28 protein-coding genes are annotated in these 23,875 nt (G+C 63.5%); 14 read left to right on the top strand and 14 right to left on the bottom strand.

Features of this window, described 5'->3' with window-relative positions:
- The first annotated feature begins 8 nt into the window (after positions 1-8).
- Positions 9-554: an RNA 2'-phosphotransferase gene (locus CSQ92_RS08100; protein ID WP_099393799.1), complete on the top strand. Its 546-nt coding sequence runs from the start codon at positions 9-11 to the stop codon at positions 552-554.
- On the opposite strand, the gene CSQ92_RS08095 is transcribed toward CSQ92_RS08100, so the two are convergent.
- The 8 genes from CSQ92_RS08095 to CSQ92_RS08060 all read right to left on the bottom strand — a co-directional run bounded on the left by CSQ92_RS08095 (position 541) and on the right by CSQ92_RS08060 (position 8,242).
- Positions 541-1,668, bottom strand: coding sequence for an aldo/keto reductase (locus CSQ92_RS08095; RefSeq protein ID WP_099393798.1), 1,128 nt, complete (start codon positions 1,666-1,668; stop codon positions 541-543). The two genes, CSQ92_RS08100 and CSQ92_RS08095, sit on opposite strands and share 14 nt — an antisense overlap.
- Positions 1,669-1,680: 12 nt before the next feature.
- Positions 1,681-2,532, bottom strand: a complete 852-nt coding sequence (locus CSQ92_RS08090; protein WP_099393797.1) for an aldo/keto reductase — start codon at positions 2,530-2,532, stop codon at positions 1,681-1,683.
- Positions 2,533-2,641: 109 nt separating this feature from the next.
- On the bottom strand, positions 2,642-3,826 hold the full coding sequence (locus tag CSQ92_RS08085; protein WP_099393796.1) for a HupE/UreJ family protein: 1,185 nt from the start codon (positions 3,824-3,826) through the stop codon (positions 2,642-2,644).
- The gene (locus CSQ92_RS08080; protein ID WP_070279779.1) at positions 3,823-5,034 is read right to left on the bottom strand and encodes a hypothetical protein; all 1,212 of its coding nucleotides are present in this window, start codon (positions 5,032-5,034) and stop codon (positions 3,823-3,825) included. The genes CSQ92_RS08085 and CSQ92_RS08080 overlap by 4 nt, the downstream gene beginning before the upstream one ends.
- Before the next feature lie 87 nt (positions 5,035-5,121).
- A complete protein-coding gene (locus CSQ92_RS08075; RefSeq protein WP_099393795.1) occupies positions 5,122-5,370 on the bottom strand; it encodes a hypothetical protein in 249 nt (82 codons plus the stop codon).
- Between the two features lie 13 nt (positions 5,371-5,383).
- Positions 5,384-6,883 (bottom strand): DUF4331 domain-containing protein, encoded by a 1,500-nt coding sequence (locus CSQ92_RS08070; RefSeq protein ID WP_099393794.1) that lies wholly within the window; start codon positions 6,881-6,883, stop codon positions 5,384-5,386.
- Positions 6,884-7,001: 118 nt separating this feature from the next.
- Positions 7,002-7,649 (bottom strand): NrsF family protein, encoded by a 648-nt coding sequence (locus tag CSQ92_RS08065; protein ID WP_099393793.1) that lies wholly within the window; start codon positions 7,647-7,649, stop codon positions 7,002-7,004.
- Positions 7,646-8,242 (bottom strand): sigma-70 family RNA polymerase sigma factor, encoded by a 597-nt coding sequence (locus CSQ92_RS08060; protein WP_052140122.1) that lies wholly within the window; start codon positions 8,240-8,242, stop codon positions 7,646-7,648. The genes CSQ92_RS08065 and CSQ92_RS08060 overlap by 4 nt, the downstream gene beginning before the upstream one ends.
- A gap of 131 nt (positions 8,243-8,373) precedes the next feature.
- Between CSQ92_RS08060 and CSQ92_RS08055 the strand changes: the two genes are divergently transcribed.
- The 8 genes from CSQ92_RS08055 (at position 8,374) to CSQ92_RS08020 (ending at position 14,594) form a co-directional block, all read left to right on the top strand.
- Entirely contained in the window at positions 8,374-9,180 is an 807-nt protein-coding gene (locus tag CSQ92_RS08055) for a DUF1223 domain-containing protein (protein WP_257219160.1), read from the top strand.
- Entirely contained in the window at positions 9,180-9,776 is a 597-nt protein-coding gene (locus CSQ92_RS08050; RefSeq protein WP_070260666.1) for a cytochrome b/b6 domain-containing protein, read from the top strand. Before CSQ92_RS08055 ends, CSQ92_RS08050 begins: the two co-directional genes overlap by 1 nt.
- 11 nt (positions 9,777-9,787) lie before the next feature.
- Positions 9,788-10,558 (top strand): molybdopterin-dependent oxidoreductase, encoded by a 771-nt coding sequence (locus tag CSQ92_RS08045; RefSeq protein WP_099393791.1) that lies wholly within the window; start codon positions 9,788-9,790, stop codon positions 10,556-10,558.
- Between the two features lie 83 nt (positions 10,559-10,641).
- Positions 10,642-10,953, top strand: coding sequence for a pentapeptide MXKDX repeat protein (locus tag CSQ92_RS08040; protein WP_180276966.1), 312 nt, complete (start codon positions 10,642-10,644; stop codon positions 10,951-10,953).
- 166 nt (positions 10,954-11,119) lie between these two features.
- Complete coding sequence (locus CSQ92_RS08035; protein ID WP_099393790.1) at positions 11,120-12,340, top strand: MFS transporter; 1,221 nt, start codon at positions 11,120-11,122, stop codon at positions 12,338-12,340.
- On the top strand, positions 12,337-12,759 hold the full coding sequence (locus tag CSQ92_RS08030) for a DUF5071 domain-containing protein (RefSeq protein ID WP_099393789.1): 423 nt from the start codon (positions 12,337-12,339) through the stop codon (positions 12,757-12,759). Before CSQ92_RS08035 ends, CSQ92_RS08030 begins: the two co-directional genes overlap by 4 nt.
- A 140-nt stretch (positions 12,760-12,899) precedes the next feature.
- A complete protein-coding gene (locus CSQ92_RS08025; protein WP_257219159.1) occupies positions 12,900-13,772 on the top strand; it encodes a hypothetical protein in 873 nt (290 codons plus the stop codon).
- 126 nt (positions 13,773-13,898) lie between these two features.
- Positions 13,899-14,594: a CatA-like O-acetyltransferase gene (locus tag CSQ92_RS08020; protein WP_257219158.1), complete on the top strand. Its 696-nt coding sequence runs from the start codon at positions 13,899-13,901 to the stop codon at positions 14,592-14,594.
- Here the strand turns inward: CSQ92_RS08020 and CSQ92_RS08015 are convergent.
- Entirely contained in the window at positions 14,591-15,349 is a 759-nt protein-coding gene (locus tag CSQ92_RS08015; RefSeq protein ID WP_092605035.1) for an AraC family transcriptional regulator, read from the bottom strand. The genes CSQ92_RS08020 and CSQ92_RS08015 overlap by 4 nt on opposite strands.
- Positions 15,350-15,435: 86 nt before the next feature.
- Here CSQ92_RS08015 and CSQ92_RS08010 point away from each other — a divergent pair, with 86 nt between their 5' ends.
- Positions 15,436-16,203, top strand: coding sequence for an alpha/beta fold hydrolase (locus CSQ92_RS08010; protein ID WP_099393788.1), 768 nt, complete (start codon positions 15,436-15,438; stop codon positions 16,201-16,203).
- Here CSQ92_RS08010 and CSQ92_RS08005 read toward each other — a convergent pair whose 3' ends face one another.
- The gene (locus CSQ92_RS08005; protein ID WP_099393787.1) at positions 16,204-16,845 is read right to left on the bottom strand and encodes a LysE family translocator; all 642 of its coding nucleotides are present in this window, start codon (positions 16,843-16,845) and stop codon (positions 16,204-16,206) included.
- 106 nt (positions 16,846-16,951) lie between these two features.
- Positions 16,952-18,034 (bottom strand): YeiH family protein, encoded by a 1,083-nt coding sequence (locus tag CSQ92_RS08000; protein ID WP_099393786.1) that lies wholly within the window; start codon positions 18,032-18,034, stop codon positions 16,952-16,954.
- Between the two features lie 107 nt (positions 18,035-18,141).
- Between CSQ92_RS08000 and CSQ92_RS07995 the strand changes: the two genes are divergently transcribed.
- The 3 genes from CSQ92_RS07995 to CSQ92_RS07985 are packed head-to-tail and all read left to right on the top strand — an operon-like array spanning position 18,142 to position 20,203.
- Positions 18,142-19,044 (top strand): LysR family transcriptional regulator, encoded by a 903-nt coding sequence (locus tag CSQ92_RS07995; protein ID WP_034786119.1) that lies wholly within the window; start codon positions 18,142-18,144, stop codon positions 19,042-19,044.
- Positions 19,045-19,098: 54 nt separating this feature from the next.
- Entirely contained in the window at positions 19,099-19,671 is a 573-nt protein-coding gene (locus tag CSQ92_RS07990) for a helix-turn-helix domain-containing protein (RefSeq protein WP_099393785.1), read from the top strand.
- Between the two features lie 7 nt (positions 19,672-19,678).
- Positions 19,679-20,203: a GNAT family N-acetyltransferase gene (locus CSQ92_RS07985; protein WP_099393784.1), complete on the top strand. Its 525-nt coding sequence runs from the start codon at positions 19,679-19,681 to the stop codon at positions 20,201-20,203.
- Between the two features lie 34 nt (positions 20,204-20,237).
- Here CSQ92_RS07985 and CSQ92_RS07980 read toward each other — a convergent pair whose 3' ends face one another.
- Entirely contained in the window at positions 20,238-21,626 is a 1,389-nt protein-coding gene (locus CSQ92_RS07980; protein ID WP_099393783.1) for a methyl-accepting chemotaxis protein, read from the bottom strand.
- 323 nt (positions 21,627-21,949) lie between these two features.
- Between CSQ92_RS07980 and CSQ92_RS07975 the strand changes: the two genes are divergently transcribed.
- On the top strand, positions 21,950-22,213 hold the full coding sequence (locus tag CSQ92_RS07975; protein WP_080753630.1) for a DUF378 domain-containing protein: 264 nt from the start codon (positions 21,950-21,952) through the stop codon (positions 22,211-22,213).
- A 170-nt stretch (positions 22,214-22,383) separates the two neighbouring features.
- Here the strand turns inward: CSQ92_RS07975 and CSQ92_RS07970 are convergent, their stop codons facing one another.
- Together CSQ92_RS07970 and CSQ92_RS07965 are read right to left on the bottom strand one after the other, a co-directional pair.
- Positions 22,384-22,791 (bottom strand): c-type cytochrome, encoded by a 408-nt coding sequence (locus tag CSQ92_RS07970; protein WP_099393782.1) that lies wholly within the window; start codon positions 22,789-22,791, stop codon positions 22,384-22,386.
- Between the two features lie 153 nt (positions 22,792-22,944).
- Positions 22,945-23,823, bottom strand: coding sequence for an EamA family transporter (locus CSQ92_RS07965; RefSeq protein WP_180276965.1), 879 nt, complete (start codon positions 23,821-23,823; stop codon positions 22,945-22,947).
- Positions 23,824-23,875 lie beyond the last annotated feature (52 nt).

Raw genomic sequence — 23,875 nt, 5'->3', positions numbered from 1 at the left:
ACTGCGGCATGACAGATCATTTGGTAAATACCAGCAAATTCCTTTCCCTCATCCTGCGCCACGCCCCTGAAAAAATCGGCCTCGCGCTCGATCCCCACGGCTGGGCCGATATCGGCCAGTTGCTGGCACTGGCGGCGCAACATGGCCGTCGCATTTCCCGTGAACAATTGGATGACGTGGTGGCGCGCGACAGCAAGACGCGCTACGCCATCAGCGACGACGGCTTGCGCATCCGCGCCAATCAGGGGCACTCGCTGGCGGCCGTCGACATCGCCTTGCCGCCCAGTACGCCGCCTGCCATGCTGTATCACGGCACGGCCAGCCGCTTTGTCGAGGCGATCCGCGCCGGCGGCCTGCTGCCGGGATCGCGCAACCATGTGCACCTGTCCAGCAACCACGAAACGGCCGTGGCCGTCGGCGGGCGCCATGGCAAGCCCGTCGTGCTGACGGTGGATGCGGCCGCCATGCGGGCGCAGGGCCACGTGTTTTACGTGTCCGACAATGGCGTGTGGCTGACTGACGCCGTGCCGCAGACCTTCATCACTTTTCCCTGAGGGGCGCTTCCACGCCCGAATAGGCCAGCACGGCGTCGGGCAGGCGCGCGCCCCGGATAGCAATGGCCGCGACAGCCCGGTTCAGCTCGGCCACTTCTCCCGACGTCAACCGCACGTGAGCCGCGCCGATATTGTCCAGCATGTGCGCCATCTGCGTGGTGCCGGGAATCGGCACGATCCACGGCCGCTGCGCCATCAGCCAGGCCAGGGCGATCTGCGCCGGTGTCACCTGCTTGCGCGTGGCCCAGCTATTCGCCAGGGCCGCCAGCGCCAGGTTGTGCGGCAGGTTTTCCGGTGAAAAACGCGACTCGATCTTGCGGATGTCGCCATCGGCAAAGCGCGTCCTGGCGTCGATGGCGCCCGCCAGGAAGCCCACGCCCAGCGGGCTCCACGGCACGAAGCCGATGCCGAGTTCCTGGCACAGGGCCAGCACGCCGTCTTCCGGCCCCCGCCACAGCATCGAGTATTCGCTTTGCACGGCACTGACGGGCAGGGCCGCATGGGCGCGGCGCAAGGTGTTCAAGCCCATTTCCGACAAGCCCCAGTGCAGCACCTTGCCTTCTTTCATGAGGTCCTGCACGGCGCCGGCCACGTCCTCGATCGGCACTTGCGGGTCGACCCGGTGCTGGTACAGCAAGTCGATGCGGTCCGTGCGCAGGCGTTTGAGCATGCCTTCCACGGCCAGCTTGATGTGCGCCGGACGACTGTTGCGGCCCGGACGCCGCTCGCCCGTTTCCAGGTCGATATCCCAGCCGAATTTGGAAGCGATGACGATCTGGTTGCGGAACGGTGCCACGCCTTCGCCGAGGATGCGTTCCACCTCGTGCGGACCATACGCCTCGGCCGCGTCATAGAAGGTGACGCCGCGCTCGAATGCCGTGCGGATAATCTTGTGCATCTCTGGACGGCTGGGCACGGTTGTCTGGTAGGTACGGCTCATGTTTTGCACGCCCAGGCCCAGGCTCGATACTTCCAGCGTGCCCAGCTTGCGGCGCCCGTCCACTGTCGCCTGCACCGCCTGGCCTTGCGCCGAGCTGATCAATGGCGTGGCGGCCAGGCTGCCGGCCGCCAGCAGGAAGCCGCGGCGGCCCGTGCTTGTATCTTCTGTTGGCATATGTGCTTTCCCTTAAATATCAAGCGTGCGTTCGGCCATCCACTGGACAATGGCCGGGTCGCGGTGCGAAAAGAAGCTGCTGGTAGCCGTTTCCAGGGTGGCGATGGCGGCTATGTCCGCTTCATCGAGGTCGAAATCGTCGATGGCCAGGTTTTCCGCCATGCGCTCGCGGCGCACGGTCTTGGCCAGCACGGCGATGCCCCGGTGCGTGAGCCAGCGCAGGACGACCTGGCCCACGGACTTGCCGTGTCTGGCGGCGATGCCCAGCAGCAACTCATTGTGGAAAAGGTTGTTGCGGCCCTCGGCGAATGGCGCCCACGCTTGCGGCTGCACGCCGTGCTCGAGCATGAAAGCCACGCTGTCCGCCTGCTGGTGGAAAGGGTTGATCTCGATCTGGTTGACGGCGGGCGCGATGTCGTTGAAGGCGATGAGATCCATCAGCCGGTCGGGCTGGAAGTTGCTGACGCCAATGGCGCGCAGCTTGCCGCCGCGATAAGCGTCCTGCATGGCGCGCCAGGAACCGTGCACGTCACCAAACGGCTGGTGGATCAGGAATAAATCGAGATAATCGAGCCGCAAGCGTTGCAGCGACTGCTCGATGGCGTCGCGCGTACGTTCATAGCCCGTGTCCTGCACCCACAGCTTGCTGGTGACGAACAGCTCTTCGCGCGCCACGCCGCTGTGGGCGATGCCCTTGCCGACGGCCGCCTCGTTCATGTAGGACGCGGCTGTGTCGATCAGGCGGTAGCCGGCGGCGATGGCGTCGATCACGCTGCGCTCGCATTCCGCGGGGTCGGGAATCTGGAAGACGCCGTAGCCGGCGACGGGCATGCTGATGCCGTTATTCAGGGTGACGCGGTTCATGGCTGGCTCCTTCAATCATTGACAGGAGCTACTTTACGGCGTCAGCCACTCGTTGATAAGCCGTTGGAATCGGCATGGTCTTATTAGCGAGGCTAATGAATCGCCCCGCTCATGCGCTGATCAGCTTGATATCGGCAATTCTCTCCACCAGCCACACGCAAGCCACCAGCGCGATGGCCAGCGAGCCGACGGTCAGCACTTGCCGGTACAGCCAGGTCTTGCGCAGCAGCCAGGCAATGGGCAGGAAGGCGGCGACGATGGCCAGCTGACCCAGTTCCACACCCACGTTGAAACCCAGCAGGCTGGCCAGCAGGGAACCCTGCGGCAAGCCCAAGTCGCGCAGCACGCTGGCAAAGCCGAAACCGTGGATCAGGCCAAAGGCGAAGGCGGCCACGGGGCGTTTGCCGCGGAACAGGGGCAGCAGGTTGTTCAGCGCGGCCAGGATCACGGAAGCGGCAATCGCCGATTCCACCCAGCGCGACGGCAGCGACACGAGCGACAGGCTGGCCAGGCTCAGGGTGATGGAATGGGCCAGCGTAAATGCCGTGACGACTTTAAAAACGTCAATAAACGCTGCGTTCAAACCCAGATGCAAAGTCTGGGGTCGGACCCTCAGGGTCCGACCCCGGCTCTCCGCCATTGGGTTTAAACGGTCCGTGTCATTTGGACTTTTTAGCAGCACGGCCGGCAGCAGCAGCGACAGCAAAAACAAAATATGGTCGTAGCCGATCCAGATATGCCAGATGCCGTGTTTCACATAGGCGCCGAACTGCGCCAGGCGATTGGGCGTGGTCAGGGAAATGCTCTGGCGCGGGTTGTCCGGGTCGAAGATGGCCGTTTGCGTGGCGCCGCCGTTGACGATCTTGAACAGGCCCTTGTGCTGCGGATCGAGGTCGGCAAACAGCGTATAGCCGATGCTTAAGGTGGCTGGCGCTTTGGCGCCAGGGCAGGCGGCCTGGAAGCGCAGCACGCTGTAGGCGCCGTCCGTGTGGCTGTCGATCAGCTGTTCGAAGGCTTTCAAGGGGCAGACGCCCTGGTCGCTGGCCAGCTGCAGGCGCTGCAAGGCGTAGGCGGCGATGGCGTCGTGGCGCGCGCGGATTTCATCCCAGGTCAGGGCGCCGTCGCCATTGCCGTCGAGGCCGATGGCGAAATCGAGGTCGCGCAGGGCGATATCCCATTGCCCGTCGATCTGCTGGCCGTGCACGGCCAGGCTCAGGTAGCTGTCGCTGGGCTTGTGCGCCTGCGCGGGGGCGAGCCAGGCGCACAGCAGCAAAACGAAAAGATATCGTTTCACAGCGCACCTGCTTTCTTTGCGGCGCTAAGCTTTTGCGCATCCTGCGGCCCCAGCTGCCTGGAGAGCCGCTGCAGGGCCACGTCTTCCACGCCATGCGCCGCCACCCAGGCCAGCACCGGTTGCGCCGCGGCGTAGTTGCGCGCGGCCAGGGCCGCTTCCAGCAAGATGCGCATGTCGGACACTTCCTTCTGGATGGCCCAGTTCTTCTGCGCCAGTTGCAGGGCAGCCGGCACATCCTGTTGCAAAAACAGGGCGAAGCGGGCCTGTTCGCGCTGGTGCACGGTGTCGCCGCGCTGCATGGCGGCGTTGAAGCGGGCCGCGAGTTCCGCCTTGGCCGCCTGGAAGGCCGTCTGCTGGCCGGGCAACGCTTGCAGCGCCAGTGCGTAACGCAGCAGCAGGGCGTCGATGCGCTGCTGCTCCTTCAATAACCGGGCGACTTCCTGCGGGCGCTTGCGGTCGAGCAGGAAATCCGCGTAGGCGCCCAGCAGATAGCTGTCGCGTGGCTGCTGCGCCAGCGCCCTGGTGTAGCGCGCTTCGGCCAGCGTGGACTCTCCGCGCCGCGTGGCCATTTCCGCCAGCAGGGTCAAGGCCCAGCTATCGAGCTCGGGTGCCGCGCCGGCGCTGCGTTGCAGGGTCAGTTCCAGCAGGCGCTCGCTGCTGGCGGCGCGGCCCGTGACGCTGGCGATATTGGCAAGGCAGGTGAAGGTGGCCAGCTGTGTCGTCAATGCCGACAGCCGGGCGCAGCTGGCGGTCGCCTGGGTGTAGTCGCCCTGCACGGTGAGGACGGTGGCGCGCGTCAGCCAGGCCTGGGCGTTTTGCGGCTGCTGCGCGATGACGGCCTCGAGGTCTTGCAGGGCCGGGCCGAACTGGTGGGTGCTTTGCAAAATGGTGGCGCGCAGCAGGCGCACGGGGACGGGCGGCGCCGCCTGCCGCCACCAGGGCGCCAGCGCCGCTTGCGCGTAGCCCAGGTAGCGCGGGTCCGTTTCGCTGCGGGCCAGGGCGATGTAGCGCTGGGCCAGGCTGGTGGCCAGGGCCAGGTCTCGCGGCGTGTCATTCAGTTGCTGGCGCAAGCCGCGCAAGGCCAGCTGCGCGGCATCGGCGCGGCGCGGCAGCTGCTCGATGACGGCGCTGCCGTCTTTCGGCGTGTAGGGCGCGGCCCATGCCAGCATCGGCAGGCAGGCGCACAGCAGGGCAATCGGTGTTTTCATCGTGGACGCCATCGACGGTGGAGTGGGGCAGCAAGGGCGGGGTGCCGGAGAACGTGGTCTCCGGCGCCCGCGCTTGCTTACTGCGCGTTACAGCGGTACCGGCTCCGTATTTTCCGGAGAGGTCGCCATGATGGCGTCGATGGCGACGCCGTCCTTGTCATCGCTGGTGGTCAGAATGACGTTGCTGACGGCCACATAGAAGGCGTCGAGCAAGACCACGGGCGGAGGGTTGACACCGCCGTCACCGTTGTCGCCGCCGTGGCTGCTACCGCCGCCTCCGCAGCCGGCCAGAATCGCCGTGAGCGCCAGGGCGCTGATTGCATGGAGCTTTTTCATCGCATTCTCCTCGTTACAACTGCGGCGAACCGGCCACGGGATTTTTCAGGTAGGGGAAACTTGCCGTGAACGCGGTTTCGTCGAGGAAGGCGCCATCCGTGAAGTGCAGGGTGCCAGCCGGGGCATCGGCCGGGGCGCAGCCGATGTTCAGGGTGCACAGCTTGCCCATGGCCACGCGCAGCACCACGTCGACCACGTCGTCGCCGGGGCGGCGGCCGTTCGGAAAGCCCGCGTTATCGCCGCCGATGACGCCGAGGCGGTTTTGCGCGCCGACATTGGTGGCCGCGATCGAGGTGTTCAGGCGCAGCATTTCCGACGCCGTCACGGTGACGGGCTGGTTCACGCCCTTGATGCCCGTTAAAAAGGTGGCCACCAGGTCGTTGCGGGGGAAGTTGGTGGGTGCCTTGGCGCCTGCCGAGCCGAACAGCACTTCCACCAGGGCCGGCGCCGTGGGGTTGGTGACGTAGTCGGCAAACTGCGCGTCGCCCGATGGCTTGCTGGCGTTGAAGCGGTCCTTGTCCTTCAGGCCGATGACCAGTTCATTCACCAGCGGCATGCCCAGGCGCGACACTTGCACCCACGCGCCGCCTTCCTTCGACGCCGTGGTGGCCGTGCCCGGTGCCGGGTTCAGCAGGCGGCCCTGGCGCAGGCTGGCCGTGGTCCAGCCGCCGATGACAGGATCGCTGCCGGCCGTCAGGCAGGTGGTCGGTACTTCCATCTCGATGGCCGTGACGTTCTTGCGCGCCAGGTCATCCTTGGCGGCCGACTCCGCATTCGCGGCGAACTCCGTGGCGGGCACCTTGATGTTGATCAAGTCGAACGTTTCGCCCAGGTTCACGACGAACGGGTCCTTGCGCTGGCCGACGAACAGGCGCGCCGGCGTGGCGCAGCCGGGAATGTTGACGGCGTACACATGCTGCGCGGCATACGCGGCGTAGTTGGGGATGGCCTTGTTGCCGATATTGTCGACGGGCTTGTCGAAGGTCGTGCCGCCGCCGCTGGCGTTGGTGACGGCGCTCCTTGTGCCCGTGCGGCGGTCTCCACGCACCAGCGTCACGCTGTAGGTTTCGCGCACGTTCAGGCCGGCCGGGTTGACGGAATCGATGGCGCCGCCGTTGATGACGAGCGGAATCGAGACTTTCTTGCCGCCCACGGTGAACTGGCCATCCTTGATGGTGTTGGTAAAGCGGAACTGGAAGGTGAGGTCTTCCTTGCCGTCGCCATTGTTGTCGATATGGATTTCGTACAGGGCGGCGGGGTCCATGGCGAAGTAGTTCGGGCCGCCGTAGGCGTCCTGCAGGGGGATATAGTCGGCCACCAGCGTGGTGTAGGCCCCGCGGCCCGCTTCATAGCTGCGGAACATGTAGAAGTCGGTGGCGTCGACTTTCGGGTTTTGCGTGATGAATGGCGCTTCGCGGTGGCTGGAGGCATAGGCCGCTGGCGCGATCGCCAAGGCCAGCAGGTTGCCCAGGAGTGCGGCGCCCAGTGCGGTTTTCGAGTGTGACAAAGACATTTCTATTCTCCCGATTTTTGTTAGCGTTGACAGACAAGTCCAAGAAACTGCAGGCTGCCTCACTTGTACGCGCGGAAGAAGAAAACGGATTCACTCCTGGGAAAAGGATGTCATTGGCTTACCAGGCCAGCACTTTCGGCCCTATGGCCGCGCCGATGGCGGTGGGCACCAGCATGCCCAGTACATACCAGAAGCCGACGAAGCTGGCCGCCAGCTCCGGGCAGTGCAGGCAATACACGAGCGCGGCCATGCCGCCGGCGGCAAAGCCGGCAGCGGCGCCCGCCAAGCCCAGGCGCGTGGGCGCCAGCTGGCGCATCAGGCGCAGCACGGCGGCCAGGATGGGCAGCGAGAGCAGCGCGATCAGCAAGGGGCAGCTGCGCCAGGTGGCGCCCCAGAACAGCTCGGCGCGTTGTTCGGGCGGGGCTTCCTGCAGGATGATGGCACCCAGCGCCCACATCAGCAGCAGGGGCATGGCGAGCAGCAAGGGCAGGGTGCGGGTGGCGGCGCCCGGCAGGCACAGGCGGCGGCTGACGTGCCAGGCCGCCAGGCAGAGGCAGACGACAAAGCCTACCTTGATCCAGAAATCGGGCAGCTGGGCCAGTTGTTCCAGGTTGGGCCGCACGCCCAGCAGCATGGCCATCAGCGCCACGCTGGCCAGCAGACCGGCGCCCAAGGTGCCTGCGGCGCGCCAGCGCATGCCCGGTGGCGGTGCGGCAGCCACGTCGGGGCCGCTGGCCAGCATGGCGATCAAGTCATCGGTTTTCATGATGCAATCCCTTCATTGCCTGTTCTTAAATTGGCCGCCAGTGCCTTCAAGCCGCGATGCACGGCCACTTTGACGCTGGCTTCCGAAATCTGCATGGCCGCCGCCGTGTCGCGCACGGACCAGCCGTCGAGCTTGGTATGCACGATGGCGTCGCGCTGCTGCGCCGGCAAGCTGGCCAGCAGCTTGCCCAGGTCGCGGCTCGCTTCGGCCGCCTCGGCGTCGGCGCTGGAAAACAGTTCCTGCGCGCCATCTTCTTCGTCATACGGCAAGTGCTGCGCCTCGCGCCGCGCATGCCGGCGCAGCCAGTCGATCAATTTATAGCGCGCGATCGCATGGATCCACGACGTCAGCGGCACGCCCGTATCGTACGTCAGACGCTGGTTGTGGATAGCCAGCAGACACTCCTGCACCAGGTCTTCCACCTCGTCCGGCCAGCGCTGCAGGCGGCGCCGCAGGAACGCGCGCAAATGGCCGCTGGTGGCTTGCAAGAAACTGCGATAGGCCGCCGCATCGCCATCGAGCCCGCGCAGCATCAAGCCATGCAGCCGCAATTCCGTGCCATGCAGGTGTTCGCTTACAGGTATTCGTTGCATGCAGGCCTTTGGTGACAGGCATTGAAAAAAATAAATCCCGGATTATTTTGCTGGCGGCTGTAACCAATCGGCCTGCGGCGGCGAATTGACTGGCAAGCACGCTTCTTAATTCAATATACCGGTGAAAGACCATGGACATCAAGCACCGCCTTGCAACACTGCTTTTCCCCGTGCTGGGCACGGTCCTGGCATCCCCGGCCATGGCGCAGCTGGCCGCCGGCCAGCGCTGCGCCGTGCAAAGCGGGCCGCAGACGGCGGCGCTGGTGGAGCTGTACAGCAGCGAAGGCTGCTCCAGCTGCCCGCCCGCCGACCAGCGCCTGAGCGCCTTGCGCAAGGAAGCGGGCTCGGCCAGCCTGATCGTGCCGCTGGCCCTGCACGTCACCTACTGGGACCAGATCGGCTGGACGGACCCGCTGGCGCAGGCGCAATTCGATGCGCGCCAGGCCGAACTGCTGCGCCACCAGCCGCGCCACGTGGCCTACACGCCGCAGTTTTTCGTGGGCGGCACGGAATTGCGCAGTTGGGATACGCAGCTGCCGGCCGCCATCCGCCGCATCAACGCGACCGCCGCGCCCGTCAATATCAGCCTGTCCGCCACGCCAGGGGCAGGTGGAAAATTATTGCTTGAAGCCAATGCCAGCGCGCCGGACGCACAGACGGGCGGCCAGCTGTATGTGGCCATCAGTGAAAGCGCCATCGTCTCGAAAGTGCTGCGCGGCGAAAACCGCGGCGCCACCCTGCATCACGATGCAGCCGTACGCCTGTGGCTGGGGCCGGTGTCTCTGGCGCAAGGCCGCGCCCAGCTGCGCCGCGCAGTCAACCTGCCCGCCACTTGGCGACCCGAGCAGCTGCAAGTGGTCGCCTTCGTGCAGCGGGCCGACAGCAGCGCCATCCTGCAAGCCGTCAGCACGGCGCAATGCGCGAAGGGAGCGATGTGATGAACGGACAAGCGAGCGTGATCCACCCCGCCTGGCTGCGCCTGACGCACTGGCTCAATGCCGTGGCCGTCGTGGTGCTGGCCACCAGCGGCTGGCGCATCTATAACGCGGCGCCATTTTTCCCCTTCGAGCTGCCGCGCGCGCTGACCCTGGGCGGCTGGCTGGGTGGCGCCCTGCAATGGCATTTCGCCGCCATGTGGTTGCTGGTCGCCAATGGCTTGCTGTATCTGGCGATTAACATCGCCTCTGGACGGCTGCGGCGCCAGTTCTTTCCCCTGACGCCGCGCCTGTTGCTGGCCGATTTCATGGCGGCCCTGAAAGGCAAGCTGGCCCACGCGGACCCCCGTCATTACAACATGGTGCAGCGCGCCGCCTACCTGTTCGTCATGCTCGACTGCATCGTGCTGGTGCTGTCCGGGCTGGTGCTGTGGAAGTCCGTGCAATTTCCCCTGCTGCGCGAGCTGATCGGCGGCTACGAGAGTGCGCGCAGGGTCCACTTCATCGCCATGGCGCTGCTGACGGGCTTTGTCGGCGTGCATTTGCTGATGGTGGCGCTGGTGCCGCGCACCCTGGTCGCCATGCTGCGCGGCCGCTGAAGGAGACGATCATGAAAAAAACCATTCTCGTGCAAGAAGAGGGCCAGGCCATGCTGGACGACGCCTTGCGCCAGATCAAGCAGCCTTCGCGCCGTTTGTTCCTGCAGCGCAGTCTGACCTTGGGCGGCCTGTCCTTGTTGACCGGTTGCAACGTCAGCGACCCGTCCGGCATCGAGACAGCCCTGACGGCCGTGTCGCGCTTCAACGACAAGGTACAGGGCTGGCTGTTCGATCCGACCAAGCTGGCGCCAACGTATCCCGATTCCATGATCACGCGGCCGTTTCCCTTCAACGCGTATTACGGCGAAGATGAAGTGGAAGACGTTGATGGCGACGCCTGGCGCCTGGAATTGAGCGGCTTGATCGCCGACAGGAAGCCGTGGAGCTTGCCGCAATTGCGTGCCTTGCCGCAGGAAACCCAAATCACGCGCCACATCTGCGTGGAAGGCTGGAGCGCCATCGGAAAATGGGGCGGCGTGCCGTTTTCCCACTTCCTGAAGCGGGTCGGCGCCGACACGACGGCGAAATACATCGGCTTCAAGTGCGCCGACGATTATTTCACCAGCATCGACATGGCCACGGCCCTGCATCCGCAAACCATCATGGCCCTGAGCTACGACGGCCAGGAATTGCCGCCCAAGTACGGCTACCCGATGAAACTGCGCATGCCGACCAAGCTGGGCTACAAGAATCCCAAGCACATCCAGGCCATTTTCGTCACGAATACGTATCCGGGAGGGTATTGGGAGAATCAGGGCTACAACTGGTTCGGCGGCTCTTGAATATTTTTAGCAGCACCCGTAGCACAGCAACAGTTTTACCACCGGGCAATCTCGCCCATCCAACACTGAGACAAGGACATATCATGAAAACCACGACCACTACCTTCGCCGCCATCCTCGCTTCCGCCATCCTCATGTCGGGCGCCGCGTTCGCCCAGGATGCCATGAAGAAAGACGCCATGGCCAAGGACGCCTCGGCCGATGCCATGCACAAGGACGCCATGCACAAGGATGCGATGGACAAGGATGGCATGAAAAAGCCGATGGCCAAGAAACACATGAAGAAGGACCACATGGCCAAGGATGGCATGGCGAAAGATGCCATGGCAAAAGACGGCATGAAGAAGGATGACATGAAAAAGGATGGCATGGCCAAGGATGCGATGGCCAAATAAGACAGCAATCCGGCGCCGTCAACGCGACGGCGCCGGGCCTGGCTTGCGCTTTCCCGCCGTTTGCGGGCGACGCATCTTGCCAAAGTTTCATTCTTGCTGGGCCTCAAGATGCGAAGTTGCCAATTGGTGTAAGCTGGTCGCCTCCTGATTTCTTGCATGCACAGTCATGACCGAACCGTCCGCCACTACGCTGTCCGCCACCTCGTCCCCCTCCGACAAATCGATCCGCCGCCGCTCGCTGTTCGCCGCCTGCAGCGCGCATGCCGTGCATGACGGCTTGACGGACGTGATCTATGTGCTCCTGCCCATCTGGCAGGCGCAGTTTGCCATCAGCTACGCCATGGTGGGCCTGTTGCGCGGTTCGTACTCGGGCATGATGGCCGGATTCCAGCTGCTGGCCAGCCGCCTGGCGAAGCGCTGGGGGCGCGAACGCATGCTGGTGGGCGGCACGGCATTGGCCGGGGTCGCCTACCTGATCGCGGGGCAGGCAGGCGGACTGGCCGTGCTGCTGTGCGCCTTGCTGCTGGGCGGCCTGGGCGCCAGCACGCAGCATCCGCTGGCCTCGTCCATCGTCACCGACACGCACGAGGCGGGCGGCGGCGTAAAGGAAGCGCTGTCGCACTACAACTTTGCCGGCGATATCGGCAAGACCCTGATTCCCGCGCTGGTGGGCTTGTTGTTATTGGTGTGCAGCTGGCAAGCCAGCGTCTCCTTGCTGGGTTTGCTGGGCCTGGCGGCGGCCGGCTTGCTCTGGTGGCTGCTGCCGAAACCGGGCGAGCTGCAGGCGGGCGCGAAGACGGCGGGCAAGAGCATCGCCGGCAGCGGCTCGAAGGCGAGCTTTCGCGCCTTGCTGGCCACGGGCACCCTGGACAGCGCCGTGCGCATGGGTTTTCTGACCTTTTTGCCATTCCTGCTGAAAAGCAAGGGCGCGGGCACGGCCGGCATTGGCGTGGCCTTATCGCTGCTGTTCGTGGGCGGCGCCTTCGGCAAGCTGCTGTGCGGCTACCTGGGCGCGCGCATCGGCATGATGAAAACCGTATGGCTAACGGAATCGATGACCTCGCTGCTGATCGTGGCGGGCCTGTGGCTGCCGCTGGCCGGCATCATGGTCATGCTGCCTTTGCTGGGGCTGGCGCTCAATGGCACCTCGTCCGTGCTGTACGGCGTGGTGCCGGAACTGGCAGAGCCCGGCAAGCGAGAGCATGCGTTCGCCCTGTTCTACACGGGCAGCATCGGCGGCGGAGCACTGTCGCCCGTGCTGTTCGGCGCGCTGGGTGACCATACCAGCGTGCACACGGCCTTGCTGGCGCTGGCAGCCGTATTGCTGCTGACCTTGCCGCTGGCTTGGAAAGTCCAGCGGGGCCTGGCGCATGGTGGCACCTCATGAAGCGGACCGGCAAGACGTCTCGCACGCCTCTGCCATTGCCACGCGATAAACACGATACGCGGAACGCGCAAGCCCTGATCGCCTTGAGCTGGGAGGAAGTCCGTCCAGCCATGCCGCAAATTCTGGAATGGATGCAAGATGTCAATTGGCCGGTGGCCGGCGTGCTGCTGCCGTACCTGGCCGGCATCGGTGTGCGCCTCGCACCCTATATAAAAACGGTGCTGGCCGGTAATGACGAACAATGGAAGTATTATGTATTGCAGGGCATCGTGCGCCATTCAAGGGAGCTGGCATTCGAATTGGACGGGGAATTGCAACGCTTCGCCCATGCACCGACAATGGGAGAACTGGAAGAAGGCGTGGCCGAGGTGGCCCGGGAAATTCTGCAATGGCAGATAATAACTGTGGTCGGCCAGTAATCAGGGTCATTATTGTAAGAAATCAGTATTGAGTGTGCGTGCGTGTGGCCATTCCTGTAATAGATAGGAGACAATCCGGGCCGAATAAATTTCGACCTCCGGGTTGTAAAACCCTCCCTATCATTTAACAGGAAGATTACATGGGCAATTTTAGTATCCCGCAAACCAATAAAGCACTCGCCGTGTATTTTCATGGCAAGACGGTGCCTATGCTGTTTGCGGTATTTGCGGCGATCCTGGCGGCAGTGGCAGGTTTTGTCTTGTACCTGAGCACGACCATACCTCAGAAAACACTGACCGATACGCAGGCCATGACCTTGCGTAACGGCGCCAAGCTGGGCACGCACAGCAATTTGACTATTCTGTACGGCACGGCGGCTTTTCTATTGCTGCTCGCCGTGCTGGTGCTGGTCATGCGCGCGGTAATGCTCAAGCGGCGGAAAAGCCGTTTTGAATTGCATGAAGATGGTGTGGTGCATGAATTGAACGGCATTCGCAACTACGCCGCCTTTGCCGATATCGAAGACCTGTATCTGTTTGCCGGCGGTTCCACCGCCATGACCGGCATGATCAATAACCTTGCCTACCGCACGGGCGCCGACCAGCCCTGGATATGGGCTACCGGAGAACTCAAGCGCTTTGACGAGTTCATGGACGAATTTCGCTCCCGTTACCTGGAATACCGCATGCCCGTCTTGCAGCAGAAGCTGGCGGACGGCGAGCGCGTGACTTTCCGCTATATCAGCAGCGGCGACGTGTACAAGAAACGCTTGTTCGGTAATTTCCTGAATGTCAAGACACAGGAACTGGCCTTGTCGGCGCAGGGCTTGCATGTGGAGGGCGTCACCTGGCCTGGCGCCAGCCTGAAGTGCATGAATCAGAATGACTGGACCGAGAGACTGACGATCAAGGATGCGGCGGGTACGACAGTGTTTTCATGCATCGGCACGGGTATCCTGAGTTTCGACCTGTTCGCCAATATGATAGACGACGAGATTAATCAAGCGCAGTAATTCCGGCGGAAATAAGCCTCCTGATACGGGGAGGCTTGCGACCGGCTTATCCCGGTCGGCGGCCGAATTCAGATAAATAATGAAAACGCATTTACTGTCGAATAACGAATATTAAAAAATCATTCCATGCGCCTATGGCATGACTTGCCCGCCAGCGCCCCCATCGTCTACACTCGCCGCATGAAAAATTTTGAAAAGCGGCGCGACCGCTATGACTTGTTCCGGGCGTTTGACAATCCCCTCGTCAACATCAACTTCCAGCTCGACGTGCCGGATTTCCGGCCATGGTGCAAGGAACGGAAAATTCCCGTGTTTCACTTTTTCCTGTTTTGCCTGCTCAATACGGTCAGGGACATCGACAACTTCATGTACCGCATCTACCAGGGTGAAGTGATCAGGATCGACGATTTTCCCGCTTCCTATACCGTCATCAACGGCGATGAAAACCTCAATTACACGCGTTTCGCGATGACGGACCAGCTCGACCTGTTCATCGCGCGCAGCCTGGAAGCCAAGCGCATTGCCGAAGCCAGTTCCGCGCTGATCAATACGGGCGAGGGCGAAAGCGAGCGCGAGCAGCGCAACAATATCTTCATCACTTGCCTGCCGTGGCTGGAACTGGCGGCCATCGAACACCCGATCCACCGTCACCGCGATGCCGACATCCCGACCTTTACCTGGGGCAAGTTCGGCCCCGCGCAGGCGGATGGCCGCATGCGCATACCGTTTTCCGCACAAGCCCACCACGGTTTTGTCGATGGCTACCATGTGCAGAAACTGGCGCAGGCATTGTCGCAGCGCATCGCCGCCATCATTTCCTAGGCTAAATAATCGCTGGGTGCCTGGCCCAGCACGCGGCGGAACGCGGCCGTGAAGGCGCTGGGGCTGGCATAGCCGAGGTCGAGCGCCACGCGGGTGACGGTTTGCCCGTCCGCCAGCCGCGTGATGGCGGCCAGCAGGCACGCTTGCTGGCGCCACTGGGCAAAGGCCAGCCCCGTCTGGGCGCGGAATTGCCGCGTAAAGGTGCGCCGGCTCATGCCGGCCTGCGCCGCCATCGCATCCAGGCTGCTGTCCAGGCTCGGTTGCCGCAGCAAGTCCATGCACAGCCGCGCCAGCCGGGGCTCCTGCGGCAGGGGCGCGCTCAGGGGCAATGGTCTGGCAGCGGCAATTTCATCGAGCAGCAAGGCCATCAGTCGTCCGGCCCGCGATTGTTCCGCATACAAGCCATCGACCGTCACGGCCTCGGCCAGCAGCTGGCGCAGCAGCGGCGAAGCGTCCAGTACCTGGCAGTGTGACGGCAAGCCCATCCCTGCAATGGCCGGTGCGTCGATAAACACGTTGTGCATGGTCACGGCGCCATGCATGCGCATGCCGTGGGATAGCTGGGCAGGTACCCAGCAAGCGCGTTGCGGCGGCACCAGCCAGTTGCCTTGCTGCGTGTGCACGCTGATGACACCGCGTGCCGCATACGCAAATTGCCCACGCGCATGGCTGTGGCTGGGGAACATTGCGCCAGAAGCATAGTCGCGTGCCGTGGCGATCAATGGGCGCGGTACTTCCGTATAAAAATCATCCATGGCCCATACTCTACAGTAGTTGACCTGGCATCGAAAGCGGGCCGCTTGCTGTCCGCTTACCATCACACTCTTTTTCCGGAGTGAACATGCACAATACCTGTCATCGCGTGGGCCATGGTCCCCACGCCGTCATCGTCCTGCACGGCTGGTTTGGCGACGCCAACGCTTTTTCCCCGATGGAAGCGGGTCTCGACGGCGGCGCTTTCAGCTATGTCTTCATGGACAATCGCGGCTATGGCGGCATGCGTGGCGCAGAGGGTGAGTATTCGATGGACGAGGTCGCCCGCGACGCGCTGGCGCTGGCCGATGCGCTCGGCTTTGCCACTTTCAGCGTGGTAGGCCACTCCATGGGGGGCATGGCGCTGGAACGGCTGGCCTTGCTGGCCCCCTTGCGCCTGCGCAAACTGGTGGCCGTGGCGCCCGTGCCCTGCTGCGGCGTGGCCTTCGATGCGGCCGCCCGCGCGACGTTTCTCGCGGCCGCCGATAGCGTGGCGGCGCGGCGCGCCATCATCGACCGCAGCACGGGCGGGCGCTTGCCAGCCACCTGGCTGGACTGGAAGGCGCAATATTCGTGGGAAAGTTCGGATCCAGCCGCGTTTGCCGCGTATTTCCTCGCGTGGAGCGAGACGGATTTCAGTGAAGAAATCAAGGCGGCGCGCGTGGAATTGCCGTTGCTGGCGCTGGTGGGGGAGCATGACCCCCGTTTTGACGCGGCCCTGATGCGCCGCACGTATCTGTCATGGTACCCGCAAGCCCGGCTGGAGGTGCTGGGCAATGCGGGACACTATCCGATGAATGAAACACCGCTGGCCCTGGTGGCCAGCATCGAGGCGTTTTTGACGGAAAAAAACTAATTACGCCGCCTTGGCGCGCAGGCGCAGCAGGCTCAGGCCCAGCAAGACGAAGGCGCCGCCCGTGATGCGGTTGAACAGCTTGGCGCGGCCCGGCGTGGCCAGCTGGGTTTTCAGCAGGCGCGCCAGGTTGGCGTAGAACAGGTGGGCCAGCATGGCGCAGGCGACAAACGAAGTCGTCAGCACGGTGAACTGGATGGCCACCGGTTCGCCCGGGGTAATGAATTGCGGGAACAGTGCCGAGAAGAACAGGATCGCTTTCGGATTGGTCAGCGCCACCGTCAAGCCCTGGCGGAAGAGTTTCCAGAACGAGTTAGGATTCGCCGTGCCGGTCACCACGGGCGCATCGGCCACGACGCTGGTCTTGCTGCGCCATTGCTTGATGCCCAGGAACACCAGATACAGGGCGCCAGCCAGTTTCAGCAGCATGAAGGCCGTGGCCGAGGTGGCCAGCACGACGCCCATGCCGGCCATGGCCACGCCGGAAATGATAAACAAGCCAAAACCATTGCCCATGCTGCTGATCATTGCGCGACGCGGGCCGACGGCGATGGCGTTCGAGATGGCCAGCAAGACGGCCGGACCGGGAGAAAACGTGACGAGCAGGGCGACGCTGCAGAAAAGCAGCCAGTTCGAGAGATGCATGGGTGTTCCTGGGTGGGGCCGAAGCCGGATTGAGAGTCAAAACACATATATTGTACGAAGTTTTCGACTCCCGCGTCAGCGGCCCCCGCTTGTATCAAGCTGCGCCTTAAGCAAACAGGTTGGCGACCACATGGTTGATGGCGGCGCCACCGGCGATGAGCCAGCAGAACAGCAGGCCGGCCAGCAGCAGGGGCTTGATGCCGGCGCGGCGGATGGCCGACATGTGCGTCGTCAAGCCGAGGGCAGCCATGGCCATGGCCAGCAAGACTGTGTCGAGCTCGGTGATGGTGGCGACTGTTCCCGCTGGCAGCAGGCCCAGCGAATTGAATGCCACCACGCCGATAAAGATGAAGGCGAACCAGGGGATGGCCAGCTTGGCCGCCTTGTCGTGGCCGTTGTTGCCACCTTTGGCCTTGCCGCGCGCCAGCACCGCCGACAGGATGACGAGGAAAGGGGCCAGCATCATCACGCGCACCATCTTGGCGATCACGGCCGCATTCGCCGCTTCCTGCCCGATCGACTTTCCGGCCGCTACCACCTGCGCCACCTCATGCACGGTCGAGCCGATGTACACGCCAAAGGCGGATGGTGTTGCCGCCAGCACATGCCAGCCTTGATTCAGCTGGTACAGCAATGGATACAAAAAGATGGCGATGGTGCCGAAGACCACGACGGTCGAGACGGCCACGGTGACATCTTCGCTGCGTCCCTTGACGACGGGCTCGGTCGCCATCACGGCCGCCGCGCCGCAGATCGAGCTGCCCGCGCCGATCAGGATGGCGCTGTTGCGTTCCAGCTTGAATACCTTGGTGCCAAGAAACATGGCCAGGCCAAACGTGGACGCCAGCACCAGCGCGTCGATGGCGATGCCGGCCAGGCCCACCTGGCCGATATCCTGGAAGGTCAAACGAAAGCCATACAGGATGATGCCGAGTCGTAATAGTGTCTGTTTGGAAAAGGTCACGCCCGCGCCGCAGGTGGGCGCCAGGCGGCCATACACGCTATTGCCGAGCACAATGCCCAGCATGATGGCCAGGGTCAGGGCGCTCATGCCGTGGCTTTGCATCCATTCCAGCTTGCCCAGTTGAATGGCGCCCCAGGCGATCACGCCGCTGAGCAGCAGGCCGGGGAGAAGACGGCCATAGCGGTCGCTGAAACTTGTTGTGTTGCTTGTTGAGAGGGATGACATGCCGTACTCCGTGGTTCCTGGTTCGTATGGCATGACTGTACAGTTCGTCGATTAAATGGTAAAACGGATTGTTTTTGTATATTTAACCGATTAAATAGGTAGATAAAATGGCGTTGACCTTGCGGCAACTGCAGATTTTCCTCGCCGTGGCGGATACGGGCAGCACCAGTGCGGCCGGTGAGTTGATTGCGCTGTCGCAATCGGCCACCAGCGCGGCCCTGAATGAACTGGAAGCCTTGTTGGGAGCGCAACTGTTCGACCGTGTAGGCAAGCGTTTGCTGCTCAACGACAATGGCCGCCTGCTGTTGCCGCAGGCGCGCCAGATGCGCGACGGGGCCGCCAGCATCGAGCGCCAGTTCGCGGGCGCCGACCCGTCCGTGCCCGTCAGCCTGCAGATCGGCGCCAGCACCACTATCGGCATCTATTTGCTGCCGCAGATACTGGCGCTGGCGGCGCAGCAATACGGGCGCAGCATTCCGCAAGTGACGATTGCCAACACGGCCGACATCGCCGCCGCCGTGGCGGAGTTCCGTGTCGATATCGGCCTGATCGAAGGGCCGTGCCACGAAGCGGGCTTGCTGGTGGAGCCGTGGCTGACGGACCAGATGCTGATCGTGGCCGCGCCCACGCATCCGCTGGCGCAATTGCGCCATCTGCTCAGCTTTACGGAGCTGAACCAGGCGGGCTGGCTGCTGCGCGAAGCGGGCTCGGGGACGCGCGAAGCCGTGGAGCAGGCGCTGGTGCCGTATCTGCACTATCTGCGCGCCGCGGGCGAGTTCAGCAATTCGGAAGCTATCAAATATGGCGCGGCGGCGGGGCTGGGCATCGCCTGCCTGTCGCGCGTCGTCGTGGCCGATTTGCTGGCCAGCGGGCAACTGGTAGAACTGGAAACCATGCTGCCGCCGCTGGAGCGTAATTTCTATCTGATCCGCCAGTCCAGGAAAATCCTTTCCCCGCGCCTGGCCGGCTTCCTGGAGCTGTGCCGCCACGCCACACGCATGGCAGGCTAGCGGGATCAGGCAAACAGCTTGACTGTTTTCCATATTGGGAATAAATTCCCATATATGGAAAATTCAACATTCGTAGAAAGCGATACGGAACAGCGGCTGGCGGCACGTTTAAAGCAGTTGCGTGTGGAGCGGGGCTGGTCGCTGGACCAGCTGGCCAGTGCCAGCCAGGTCAGCCGCGCCACCCTGTCACGCCTGGAAAATGGCGAGGTCAGCCCGACCACGAGCGTGCTGGGCAAGCTGTGCGCCGCATATGGCTTGGCCATGTCGCGCCTGCTACGCATGGTGGAAGACGACTTTCCACCCCTGCTGCGGCGGGCCGAGCAAAGCGTGTGGAGCGACCCGGACACGGGCTTTATCCGCCGCTCCGTTTCGCCCCCGTCGCGCGCGCTGGCTGGCGAAGCGCTCGAATGCGAGCTGGGTGCTGGCGTGACGATCGCCTACGCGGCCTCGCCCCGGCCCGGCATGGAACACCATCTGTTGCTGCAGCAAGGCAAGCTGAACGTGACCGTCGACGGCCGCTCCCACGACTTGCTGGCCGGCGACTGCCTGCGCTACCAGCTGCATGGCCCCAGCGCGGTCACGACGCTGCCGGACAGCGGCGCCCGCTATTTTCTCTTTCTTGTCTGAGGCCACCATGTCCGTATCGCTACGCCATTTTTCATCCACCGATATACGTGACCGCTTGCCGGAACTGGGGGCCTTGCTGCAAAACTGCGTGCACGACGGCGCCAGTATCGGTTTTATCTTGCCCTTCGACACGGCGGCCAGCCAGGCGTTCTGGACGGATAACGTCTTGCCGGCCGTCACGCGCGGCGTGCGCCTGCTGCTGGTGGCCGAGGTGGACGGGCAGGTGGCGGGCGCCGTGCAGCTGGACTGGGATACCAATCCGAACCAGGCACACCGGGCCGAAGTGCGCAAGCTGCTGGTCGCGCCCGCTTTCCGCCGGCGCGGCCTTGCGCGCCAGCTGATGCAGGCGCTGGAAGAACAGGCGCGCCTCTTGCCGCGCAGCCTGCTGACCCTGGACACGCGCAGCAGCGACCACGCGGAACCGCTGTACTTGTCGCTCGGCTATGTGGTGGCCGGCAGCATCCCCGGCTATGCGCTGGCGCCGGCCGGCGACCGGCTGGACGCCACCACCATCATGTACAAGCAGCTATAGCGATTCTATGGCGGCGCTGCGATGACGGGGGAACTCAGGCTTTCAGCCGCGCTCTAACGCTTGCGGCAGGGTGGTTTGCCGGCGTGGAAATGGCGTGCGCAGCCTGTCCGGCTACCAGGCTGATGCCGTGCGCGGCCTGGGCAGGTACCTGGTCACGGCTCAGCTTGAAGATGCCCACCGTGCCTGACAGTAGCGTGGCGCGCTGCTGCATGCTGGCCGCCGCCGTCGATGCCTGCTCCACCAGGGCCGCATTTTGCTGCGTCACCTGTTCCATCTGCACGATGGCGGCATTGACTTGTTCGATGCCGGACAATTGCTCGCCGCTGGCCATGCTGATCTCGCCCATGATGTCCGTGACGCGGTGCACGCTGGCCACGATCTCGCGCATGGTGGCGCCGGCCGTGTCGACCAGGCGGGCGCCAGCGTCGACCCGCTCGACGGAGTCGCCGATCAGTTGCTTGATTTCTTTTGCCGCGCCGGCAGAACGCTGGGCCAGGGTGCGCACTTCAGCGGCCACGACGGCAAAACCGCGCCCCTGTTCTCCGGCCCGCGCCGCTTCCACGGCGGCATTCAGGGCCAGGATATTCGTCTGGAAGGCGATGGCGTCGATGACGCCGATGATGTCAACGATCTTTTTCGAGGAAGCGTTGATCGAGCTCATGGTATCGACCACTTGCGCCACGACCGTCCCCCCTTTGCCTGCCACAGCGGCGGCCGATTGCGCCAGCTGATTGGCTTGCCGTGCGTTATCGGCATTTTGCTTGACGGTGCCAGTCAGCTCGTCCATCGAGGCGGCCGTGCGCTCCAGCGAACTGGCTTGCGCTTGGGTACGCTGCGACAAGTCCAGGTTGCCGGCGGCAATCTCTCCCGAGGCGCCCGCGATCTCGTGCGTGCCGCCGCGCACCTCGCCCACGATCGTGATCAAGCTGGCATTCATGTCTTTCAGGGCCTGCAGCAGTTGCCCCACTTCATCGCGGGAATCGACGCGGATATGCTCGCTCAAGTCGCCGCCAGCCACCTTGCGCGCCACTTTGACGGCATGCCGCAAGGGCCGCACGATGCCGCTGCTGATGAACCAGGCCGTCGCCAGGCTCAACACGCCGCCGACCAGGCCCAGCGCAATGATCAGCACGCTGGTATCGTGCGCGCGGGCCATGGCCGCTTCGGCCACCGTGCGCATCTGCACCGATTGCGTGGCGATCTGCTGGTCGAGCTCGCGCAGGGCAGGCTGTTCCTGCGTGCTGTTGCGCGTGGCCTGCAATTGCGCGATGCGCGCATAGCGCTTGTTCACGCTGCTATCGATTTCCCCGCTTACCGCCGACAGCTGCCACGTGCTGATGACCACCACCACGGCCAGTAACAGCGAAGTGAGCAAAAAGCCTGTGGTCAGGCGCACACCGATACGTATGTTTGAAATATTCATGTCCCCTCAGCTGTTGTCCCATGGTGGCCGGTTCCCATGCCTGCGGCATGACGCGGCGCTTGTCCCCTGAAGTTGCCGGGGTGAAATGAGTGTAGCAGCGCGGTACTAAGTAATCTATAAATATTTCCATATTGGAATTAGTCACTGTCTGTTTAGTAACAGCGGCATGGCATGTTGCCAGATAAAATCACCCGCCGTATTGCAGACGCATCCTACCTCGATACCCGGCATCGTCCGACTGGCACATGGCGGTGCCGCGCCTACACTGTTCCTTGCACGGACCCGGCGGCGGGTCTTTCTTCTTATCTTCACAGGAGGCTGACATGGCGAATATCCAGGCAGGATCGGACGGAGCGGCAAAGGAGGAAATGACGGCCAAGCGCCTGAACGTGGTGGACTGGATCTCGATGATCCTGCTGATCGTGGGTGGCTTGAACTGGGCGCTGGTGGGCTTGTTCGATATCGATATCGTGGCCCGCATCCTCGGTGCCATGTCGACGGCGTCGCGCGGCGTGTACGTGCTGGTGGGGCTGGCGGCGCTGTATTCCATCTATCTGTGCGTGCGCAAGCTGCCGGCCAAGCCCTAGAGTCGTCTGCGCGACTATGAGGCGGCGCACAAGAAGCGCAAGGGTGTGCTGCAAGCGCCGGGAATTTGATCTGGCGTCACGGGCCTGATGCCGCCTTGTGCGCGTGCATGTGCCAGCCTGCGTACAGGCTGGCGCTCGGCCAGTTTGGACGCTGACGTTATTGCATGTGCTTATTGCGTGCGCAGATAGGCGAGCAGATCGGCCACTTGCTGCGCGTTGCCGATGCCCCAGAAGCGCATGTTGTTGCCAGGAATGAAGTCGCTCGGTGCTTTCAGGAAGCCAGCCAGGTTTTGCTCGGTCCAGACGATATTCGTGTTTTTCATGGCCGCCGAGTATTTATAGTCGGTGGTGGAGCCGGCCTTGCGGCCGATCACGCCCGTCAGCTTGGGGCCGAAGCCGCCGCGCGCCGATGGCCCCACCTGGTGGCAAGAGGCGCACTTGCGAAACGCGGCCTTGCCCGCTTCGGCGTTGCCCGTGAGTGCGGCAGGAGCGGCCGCCTGTGCGACGGCGACTGGCGCCAGCAGCACGGCTGCGGCGGCGAGAGGGGAGAACCAGCGAAAAAGAAATGGATAGGTCATCGGTGAGGCGGAAGTGCACGATATGGCAAGCAATGACGTATTTTACAGGCGGGCATCAAAACCTGTCCGTCAACGGCGCAGCGATGCCAAGCAGCAGCGCAGGAATAGCTGCAGGAAGCGCGCAGGAATCGATACGGGATGGCCTGAATGGCGCTAGCGCTTGCTGCCCTGTGCGCCGAGCGCCGCCATGGCCGACGCAAACACGATGCAGGCGATGGCCAGCCACTGGGTCAGGCTCAGCAGCTCTCCCAGTACGGCCATGGCAGCCAGCGCGCTGACGGCGGGTGCCGCGCTGCTGAACATGCCGAACACCCCTTGCGGCAAACGGCGAAGGGCAAAGATTTCCAGAGAGTACGGCAGGGCGCTGGACAGCATCGCAATGGCCAGGCCCATCAAGGCAATCGATGGCGCCAGCAAGGCCGTGCCCGAATACGCGACGCCGATGGGCACCGTCACCATGGCCGCCACCGTCATGCCCCAGGCTACGGCTTGTCCGCCTTGCAAGGTAGAGGCGCGCTTGCCGAAGATGATATACAGCGCCCAGCACAGCGCCGCTCCCAGCGCATACGCCACGCCGACGGGGTCCAGACTGCCCGGACTGCCTTGCAGCGGTAACAGTAAATACAAGCCAAACACGGCGCACGCCACCGCCAGCAAATCGCGCGGCCGGCGCGACGACAGCATGGCTACTGCCAACGGTCCCGTCACCTCGATGGCGACGGCGATGCCGATCGGTATCAGCGCAAACGCCCGGTAAATCAGCAAATTCATCAACCCCAGCACGGAACCATAGACCAGCAAGTTCAGCACATCCTTGCGCGTCAGCCGGTAGCGCCACGGCCGGAAGATCGCCAGCAGGATCAGCGCAGAAAACCCCACCCGGTACGCCGTAATCCCCTCGACCCCGATGACAGGAAACAGATTCTTCGCAATCGCCGCCCCCAGATTGACGGAAATTTGCCCTCCCAGTACGGCCAGGGAAGGGAGCAAGATGCTGTCGGGAAGGGCGGAGGTCGAGGCGGGGGAGGTCATGGGACGGTATTCTAATATGCCTGAGGCTGGCAGTCGCTGGCAGATTGGTAAG

It is taken from the genome of Janthinobacterium sp. BJB446 (assembly GCF_002735655.1).
GTDB lineage: Bacteria > Pseudomonadota > Gammaproteobacteria > Burkholderiales > Burkholderiaceae_D > Janthinobacterium > Janthinobacterium lividum.
Note: the sequence above shows the minus strand (reverse complement) of the source record. Positions and strands in the feature narration are given on the sequence as shown.

Excerpts from the sequence above, each read along its gene's own strand:
- CSQ92_RS08100 (WP_099393799.1), top strand. The coding sequence starts at position 9 with ATGACAGATCATTTGGTAAATACCAGCAAATTCCTTTCCCTCATCCTG.
- CSQ92_RS08095 (WP_099393798.1), bottom strand. The coding sequence starts at position 1,668 with ATGCCAACAGAAGATACAAGCACGGGCCGCCGCGGCTTCCTGCTGGCG.
- CSQ92_RS08090 (WP_099393797.1), bottom strand. The coding sequence starts at position 2,532 with ATGAACCGCGTCACCCTGAATAACGGCATCAGCATGCCCGTCGCCGGC.
- CSQ92_RS08080 (WP_070279779.1), bottom strand. The coding sequence starts at position 5,034 with ATGAAAACACCGATTGCCCTGCTGTGCGCCTGCCTGCCGATGCTGGCA.
- CSQ92_RS08075 (WP_099393795.1), bottom strand. The coding sequence starts at position 5,370 with ATGAAAAAGCTCCATGCAATCAGCGCCCTGGCGCTCACGGCGATTCTG.
- CSQ92_RS08070 (WP_099393794.1), bottom strand. The coding sequence starts at position 6,883 with ATGTCTTTGTCACACTCGAAAACCGCACTGGGCGCCGCACTCCTGGGC.
- CSQ92_RS08065 (WP_099393793.1), bottom strand. The coding sequence starts at position 7,649 with ATGAAAACCGATGACTTGATCGCCATGCTGGCCAGCGGCCCCGACGTG.
- CSQ92_RS08060 (WP_052140122.1), bottom strand. The coding sequence starts at position 8,242 with ATGCAACGAATACCTGTAAGCGAACACCTGCATGGCACGGAATTGCGG.
- CSQ92_RS08055 (WP_257219160.1), top strand. The coding sequence starts at position 8,374 with ATGGACATCAAGCACCGCCTTGCAACACTGCTTTTCCCCGTGCTGGGC.
- CSQ92_RS08050 (WP_070260666.1), top strand. The coding sequence starts at position 9,180 with ATGAACGGACAAGCGAGCGTGATCCACCCCGCCTGGCTGCGCCTGACG.
- CSQ92_RS08045 (WP_099393791.1), top strand. The coding sequence starts at position 9,788 with ATGAAAAAAACCATTCTCGTGCAAGAAGAGGGCCAGGCCATGCTGGAC.
- CSQ92_RS08040 (WP_180276966.1), top strand. The coding sequence starts at position 10,642 with ATGAAAACCACGACCACTACCTTCGCCGCCATCCTCGCTTCCGCCATC.
- CSQ92_RS08035 (WP_099393790.1), top strand. The coding sequence starts at position 11,120 with ATGACCGAACCGTCCGCCACTACGCTGTCCGCCACCTCGTCCCCCTCC.
- CSQ92_RS08030 (WP_099393789.1), top strand. The coding sequence starts at position 12,337 with ATGAAGCGGACCGGCAAGACGTCTCGCACGCCTCTGCCATTGCCACGC.
- CSQ92_RS08025 (WP_257219159.1), top strand. The coding sequence starts at position 12,900 with ATGGGCAATTTTAGTATCCCGCAAACCAATAAAGCACTCGCCGTGTAT.
- CSQ92_RS08020 (WP_257219158.1), top strand. The coding sequence starts at position 13,899 with ATGCGCCTATGGCATGACTTGCCCGCCAGCGCCCCCATCGTCTACACT.
- CSQ92_RS08015 (WP_092605035.1), bottom strand. The coding sequence starts at position 15,349 with ATGGATGATTTTTATACGGAAGTACCGCGCCCATTGATCGCCACGGCA.
- CSQ92_RS08010 (WP_099393788.1), top strand. The coding sequence starts at position 15,436 with ATGCACAATACCTGTCATCGCGTGGGCCATGGTCCCCACGCCGTCATC.
- CSQ92_RS08005 (WP_099393787.1), bottom strand. The coding sequence starts at position 16,845 with ATGCATCTCTCGAACTGGCTGCTTTTCTGCAGCGTCGCCCTGCTCGTC.
- CSQ92_RS08000 (WP_099393786.1), bottom strand. The coding sequence starts at position 18,034 with ATGTCATCCCTCTCAACAAGCAACACAACAAGTTTCAGCGACCGCTAT.
- CSQ92_RS07995 (WP_034786119.1), top strand. The coding sequence starts at position 18,142 with ATGGCGTTGACCTTGCGGCAACTGCAGATTTTCCTCGCCGTGGCGGAT.
- CSQ92_RS07990 (WP_099393785.1), top strand. The coding sequence starts at position 19,099 with ATGGAAAATTCAACATTCGTAGAAAGCGATACGGAACAGCGGCTGGCG.
- CSQ92_RS07985 (WP_099393784.1), top strand. The coding sequence starts at position 19,679 with ATGTCCGTATCGCTACGCCATTTTTCATCCACCGATATACGTGACCGC.
- CSQ92_RS07980 (WP_099393783.1), bottom strand. The coding sequence starts at position 21,626 with ATGAATATTTCAAACATACGTATCGGTGTGCGCCTGACCACAGGCTTT.
- CSQ92_RS07975 (WP_080753630.1), top strand. The coding sequence starts at position 21,950 with ATGGCGAATATCCAGGCAGGATCGGACGGAGCGGCAAAGGAGGAAATG.
- CSQ92_RS07970 (WP_099393782.1), bottom strand. The coding sequence starts at position 22,791 with ATGACCTATCCATTTCTTTTTCGCTGGTTCTCCCCTCTCGCCGCCGCA.
- CSQ92_RS07965 (WP_180276965.1), bottom strand. The coding sequence starts at position 23,823 with ATGACCTCCCCCGCCTCGACCTCCGCCCTTCCCGACAGCATCTTGCTC.